The following is a 3,763-nucleotide window of genomic DNA, read 5'->3' on the forward strand; positions in this document are numbered from 1 at the left end:
GGGTGGGCTGGGTGGGCTGGGTGGGCTGGGTGGGCTCGGTGGGCTCGGTGGGCTCGGTGGGCTGGGTGGGCTGGGTGGGCTTTGCGGCCGCGGTGCCGTAGGCCTGGGGGCGCTCGTAGCCGCCCAGGGCTTCGGCGAGGGCGAGCGGACGAGCGGCCTCGGCATGCCGACCGGCGCGCTGGAGCGTGCGGCCCAGCAGCAGGTGCGCGTAGGAGTCCGTCGGCGACTGCTCGATGACCTGGATCAGCGTGGCCTCGGCGCGGCCGAGCTGGGCGGACTGGAAGTACGCGCGGGCCAGCAGGAGGCGCAGGTCGGTGACCGAGTGCAGCACGGCGTCGGCGTCGGACCCCTCCGTGCGCGACGACTCGACCTCGTCGACGAGCTCGGCCAGAGCCGTCGCGGCGGCCAGGTGGTCACCTCGCTCGAAGAGACCCCGGGCCCACGAGAGGCGCAGCGAGAACGGTGTCGCCGTGTTCATGAGGGCCTCAACGCGGCACGGTGTGACGGCATTCCACCCCTGTCCCGACGCTGAGGCTCACCTCCCGGTCACTCGTAGTGCGGCGGTCGCTGCTCCTCGAGCCAACGGTCACCGAGACCCGACCCGGACGGGCGCTCGCCCCACCCGAGGTCGAGCTCGTCGCTGCTGCGCCCGAGCGCGGCCCCCGGCTCGCTCGCATCGGTCTCAGGCGTGGTGTCGGCGGCCCCGGTCCCCTTCCGGAAGACCCGTCGTCGCTTGCGCTTCGGCGCCGGCGCCGCGGGGGCCTCGTCCGCTCCCCCACCGTCCGTCGACGAGGGCGCACCAGTCTGCGTCCCGCTGTCGCCGTCAGCGGCTGTCGGGCCGTCGGGCGACCGTTCCCCTCCTGTCGGCTGCGACGGGCCACCTGACTCCGGCGTCTCCGGCGCCTCCGGCGTCTCGGGGACGGCGGGCGGCGGGGACGAGCGGGCCAGCGTCACGATCCGGGCGATCTCCCGCGCCGGGTCCCGGAAGACGTCGGTGCTCCACACCCGCTCGTGCACCCAGCCGAGCCGGGCCAGCTGCTCCGGCCGCAGACGGTCACGATCGCGCGTGCTGCGCAGGGCGGCATACCGCTCCCCGTCGGTCTCGACGGCGATGAGCGCACGGCCACGGTGGTAGGGGTCCTCGACCGCGATGTCGATGCGGTGGCTCGCGGTGCCGTAGTCCTCGTGCACGGTCAGCCCGTGGCGGCGCAGGCGCTCCGCGAGGTCGTGGCGCAGCGGGTCGCTCGTGACGGTGGCCGTCGCGAAGAGCGTGTCCTCGTCGCCGGCGCTCCCGCCACCCTCGGCATACGCGAGGAAGTCCCGCAGCATCAGGGCACCGCGCGCCTTGAGGCGGCTCGGGTCGAGGTCGACGGCGCGCAGCGCCGACACGACGGTCATCCGGCAGCGGGCCCGGGTGATGGCGACGTTGAGGCGACGCTCGCCGCCCTCGATGTTGAGCGGTCCGAAGCGGTGCAGCACTCGACCGTGGGGCGTCTTGCCGTAGCCGATCGACAGGATGATGGCGTCGCGCTCGTCGCCCTGCACGCGTTCGAGGTTCTTGACGAAGAAGCGCTCCTCACGCGACTCGTCGAAGAAGGCGGCGACGTCGGGCGACGTGCGCAGCGCCCCCGTGATCGCCTCCTCGAGCCGATCGGCGTGCTTGATGCCGAGGGCGATGACACCGAGCGACTCGGTGGGCCGGGTGCGCGCGTGCTCGAGGACGAGCTCGACGACGCGAGCCACCTCCCCGTCGGTCGTCTCGATGGTGTCGACGCCGGGCTGCACGACGGCCTGCCCGTCGACCGGCTCGAAGGTGACGGCCGAGCTCAGGGACGTGCCGGGGAAGGTCGTGAGACGTCCGTCGTACATCGCTTCGTTGGCGAAGGCGATGAGGCGTTCGTCGCGGCTGCGGTAGTGCCAGGTGAGGTTGCGGGTCGGCAGCGCGGCGGCCAGCACGTCGAGCACCGACTCGAAGCCCTCGGTCAGCGTCTCGTCGGTCGGGGCACCAACGTCCGCCTCGTCATCGGACACGACGGTGAAGAAGTTCGTCGGCGGCAGCTGCCGCTCGTCTCCTGCGACAACCACCTGACGGGCACGGGAGATTGCGGAGATGGCCTGGGCCGGCTGCACCTGGGAAGCCTCGTCGAAGATCACGACGTCGAACCACCGACCCGGAGGCAGCGTCGAGGCGACGACGAGCGGGCTCATCGCCCAGCACGGCTTGATCGCGGTGAGCGTCGTCCCTGCCTGAGGCATGAGGTCGCGCAGCGGCCTGTGACGGCGTGCCTTGCCGGCCTCGGCGCGCACCAGCGCCTCGTGCGCGGGGTGGTCGGCGAGCACCTCGCGGACGTTGCGGGCAACCGCGGCACGCACCCGGGCCACCGTGGCCGCCAAGTGGGCGCGGTCGGCCTCGGTGAACTCGGCGACGTCGCGACGCAGCCCCTCGCCGTCGTGGGCGCCATAGGCGGGGTCGCGCACGGCGATCTCCGCCGCGAGCGAGGCCCACCAGACGTGCTCGACCTCTGCCGTGACCTGGTCGGTGGGGATCCCCCGTGCCGCGAGGTCGTCGACGACCAGACCGAGACCCGCGGCGCGCAGCTCGTCGAGAGCCGTCGTGACCTGCGGCAGCACCGCGATCCGGTCGGGACGGCTCGCCAGGGCAGCGAGCCGCTCGCGGAGGGCGCGCAGCGGCAGGGAGGTCAGCGTCTGCCCGTTCGGGACCTGCAGTCGCTCGTCGAGCCATTCGAGGTCGGCAGTGAGACCCGCGAGCAGCGCGAGCCCCTCGTCGAGGCGCGGTGAGATCTCAGGGCGTCCGCCGCCGCCGACGAGCTCGAACCAGTGCTCGCGCTGCTCGCTGGCCGAGACGAGCTCCTCGTGGAGGTTGGCCGGGGGTCGACCGGGCCGTAGCAGCCGCTTGGTCTGCTGACGGATCTTCCAGCGGTCGAGCCAGCCCATCTCGACATCGCGCGCGGCACGCCAGTCCCGCGTGGCGGTCGCGGCGATGTGCTCCTTGAGGGGGATGTCGAAGACCTCCGGCCGGAACACCTCGAGCGTCTCGCGGACGCTCGACATCGTCGCGAACGCCGACTTCCAGTCCGCGAGCGAGTTCGCTTCCGGCACATGCGATTCCGAGAGTATGCGGTTGAGCTGGCGGGCGGCGTCGTCGAGGCCGCTCGTGCTGTGCTTGGTCGTGATGTCGAGAGCGCGGGACGCGTCGTCGCCGCTGAGGATGCGGGCACCGAACCACGGGTCGTCGCCGTCCCGGGTCCACGCGCCGAGCCCGGCCGCGTCGCGCAGGCGTCGACCGAGCTCGACGGCGCGGGGCCGACTCATGCCGGCGAGGTCTCGGCTGCCGAGGCGGACGTGGCAGGTCGGCGGAGGCGTGCGCGTGCCGAGCTCGACGAGGGCCTCCTGGGCGTCGTGCGCGGACACGCCCCACGGGGCGCGCACCGCGTGGAGGGCGTCCACGTGCTTCTGCAGGCGGGCCCGACGGTCGCGCAGCGTCGAGGTGGTGCGGTCGGTCCCGGGGCTGTCGTTCTCGACGGCCGCGTCGAGGCTCCGGGCGAACTGCTGCGCCGTCGCGCGCTTGTTCGTCATGCCGTCGTACGCGTCGAGCACCAGGTCGCCGAGGCCGAGCCGGTCGAGCCGGCTGAGGACGGCGTCGATGGCAGCCCGCTTCTCGGCGACGAAGAGCGTCGACTTGCCCTCGGCCGCGAGCGCGGCGATGAGGTTGACGATGGTCTGCGACTTGCCGGTGCCGGGT

At 73.1% G+C, this 3,763-nt stretch carries 2 protein-coding genes; both read right to left on the reverse strand.

Features of this window, described 5'->3' with window-relative positions:
* A partial coding sequence (locus tag AC1DP0_RS19410; RefSeq protein ID WP_478087696.1) for a tetratricopeptide repeat protein occupies positions 1 to 478 on the reverse strand: 478 nt, incomplete at its 3' end.
* Positions 479 to 546: 68 nt separating this feature from the next.
* On the reverse strand, positions 547 to 3,763 hold a 3,217-nt coding region (locus AC1DP0_RS19415; RefSeq protein ID WP_478087698.1), incomplete at its 5' end, for an AAA domain-containing protein.

Source organism: Terrabacter sp. P5_B1 (assembly GCF_056400505.1).